Source organism: Arthrobacter sp. 2MCAF14, assembly GCF_052115645.1.
GTDB lineage: Bacteria > Actinomycetota > Actinomycetes > Actinomycetales > Micrococcaceae > Arthrobacter.
Map to the genome: position 1 here is coordinate 1 of NZ_JBFRHB010000089.1, position 2,434 is coordinate 2,434.

Annotated in this window: 2 protein-coding genes and 1 pseudogene; all 3 read right to left on the bottom strand. The window is 63.9% G+C overall.

What is annotated here, in order from left to right; genetic code table 11:
• On the bottom strand, positions 1-1,110 hold the full coding sequence (locus tag AB4074_RS24650; protein ID WP_441415726.1) for an ABC transporter substrate-binding protein: 1,110 nt from the start codon (positions 1,108-1,110) through the stop codon (positions 1-3).
• Positions 1,111-1,178: 68 nt separating this feature from the next.
• Positions 1,179-2,039 carry an ABC transporter permease gene (locus AB4074_RS24655; protein ID WP_441415727.1) on the bottom strand — a complete coding sequence of 287 codons (861 nt, stop codon included), beginning with the start codon at positions 2,037-2,039 and terminating at the stop codon, positions 1,179-1,181.
• A gap of 26 nt (positions 2,040-2,065) precedes the next feature.
• Positions 2,066-2,434 (bottom strand): annotated as a pseudogene (locus AB4074_RS24660) (nitrate ABC transporter ATP-binding protein); the annotation flags it as partial.

Below are 2,434 nucleotides of genomic sequence, written 5' to 3' on the forward strand. Positions count from 1 at the left end.
TTAGCCGTCGTTGCCGGCGGGGGTGGTGGTGGCGGTGTAGCCCTCGAGCTTGAGCGCGGCCTGGGCGTACTTCTGGGTGAAGGTGTCGGGGATGTTGACCTTGGAGGTGTCAACGCCGATGGTCTTTTCCTCGTCGAAGATCGTCTTGGGGCCGCCTGCGGGCATGAGGCCGTCCGGGAGGAACTGGCCCTTGTCCTGGTTCAGCGCGGCGACGTACTGGTCCTTGGAGATGGTGCTGTTCTGGACGTAGGACTGGGGCAGCTTATCGGCGATSTCCTGGGCGGAGTGGGTGCTGATCCAGTGCATCGTGTCGACGAGGGCGTTGACGACCTTCTGGGCTGCGTCCTCGTGGGTCTTGACCCAGTCCGACTGGGCGAGAAGGCCGGCCGAGGGCAGGGTGCCGCCMAGCGCTGCCTTGGCTCCGTCAGAGGTGGCGAGGTCGATCGCGGAAACGGCGAGGTTCTTGTTCTCAAGGGCGCCCACGGTCGGCTGGGTGGTCATGACGCAGTCAGCGGACCCGCGCTGGATGGCCGCGATWGCGGTTGCTCCGGCGCCGACGGCGATCGTGTGGTAATCGCTCTTCGCGAGGCCGGCCTTTGCGGCGATGAACTGGGTGAGCTCATCGGTTCCCGAGCCGAGGTCGGTGACGCCGACGGTCTTGCCCTTGAGGTCAGCRCCCGTTTTCACGTTCGCCTTGGGGCTGCACATGATGCGTTCGCCCGGGGCGCTCGAGAGCTGCACGAGGTTGATGACGTTCTTGCCCTTGGACTGGAAGTCCACGGTGTGGACGTACCACGCACCGGCCATGTCCACCTGCCCGGAKGCCATSGCGTCTTCGGCGCCRACGCCGCCCTGGGACTCGGTGGAAAGCTCCACCTTGACGCCGTACTTCTGGTAGTAGCCCAGCTGCTCTGCGAGCTGGTAGGGCAGGTAGATCTGCTTGTCGATGCCGCCGACCATCATCTTCACGGTGGGCATCGAGGCGGTGTCCGCGGAAGCGCTGCCGCTTGCGGTGCTGYYGCYGCCGCTCCCGGAACCGGTRCCGCAGGCGGCCAGGCTCAGGGCGATCACTCCGGCAGCGCCGACGGCGTAGATCTTGTTCTTCATCATGGTTGTGCTTTTCCTTCTATTGTGAGGGATCCGAGTGTTGGGGTAAGTGGACGGGAAGAGGGCGGGTATCAGATGGCCTGGGCTTCGGAACGGTTCGGCGGCCGCCATTTGAGCAGCTTGTGTTCGAGCAGCGTGAGGAGGGCTTCGGCGCCGAGGGTGATGACTGCGATGATCACCATGCAGGCGAAGACCGTGTTGGGATCGAAGGTYCCCTGTGCCTGGCTGATGATCAAGCCGATTCCCTGCTGGGCGCCGAGCACTTCAGCAACGAGTGCGCCGATGATCGCGAAGCCGAACGCCGTGTGCAGGCTCGCGATGATCCAGGTCATGGCCGACGGGATGGTCACGTGGATCGCTACCTGAAGCGGTGATGCACCCAGGACCCGGACGTTTCCGACCAGGTTCTGGTCCACTTCACGGACGCCTTGGAAGGCGTTGAAGAAGACGACGAAGAAGACCAGGACCGCCGCGAGCAGCACCTTGGGGAAGGTGCCCAGGCCGAACGCGACGATGAAGATCGAGCCGAGCACGATTCTGGGGATGGAGTTCACGATCCGGATGTACGGGCCGACGACGGCCGAGAGGTACTTGTTCGAGCCCAGGAGCAGGCCCAGGACGACGCCGACGAGCGTTCCGAGCGCGAAGCCCATGAACGCTTCCTGCATGGTGACTCCGAGGTTCTCCCAGATGGTGCCGAACGCGGTGCCCTGGGTGAAGAGATTGACCAGGCTGTTCCAGATTTCGGTCGGCTGGCCGAAGAAGAACTTGTCCACCCAGCCCTCCGTGGTGAACCACTGCCAGCCACCGATCACGACGACGGCGAGGATGGCACGGCCGGCCCAGACCCAGGTGGTGCGGCGGTTCAGGGAACGCCGGGCTGAGGCCTTCAGCTCACTCGCTTGCGCTTGCGCTTGTGCTTGATCTTGCACGGGAGCACCTCTATTGATTGTGGTTGTCATGCTGCTGCACCCGCCGATTGCTTGTAGGCGCGGGTGACTTCGTCCTTGAGGGACTCCCAGATCTGGCCCTGCAGCTCCAGGAAACGTTCCTCGTGCCGGATCTTCTGGACATCTCCACGCGGCCTGGGCAGATCGATGTCGAAGACATCCTTGATCGTGCCCGGGCTGCTGGTCATGATGACCACCTTGTCGGCCAGGGCCACGGCCTCGTCGAGGTCGTGCGTGATGAACAGGACAGAGGGGCGCAGTTCYTCCCAGAGCTGCAGCAGCTCGTTCTGCATGATGGCCTTGGTCTGCACGTCGAGGGCGCCGAACGGCTCATCCATCAAGAGGATCCGCGGGTTGTTGATCAGCGCCGCCGCCAT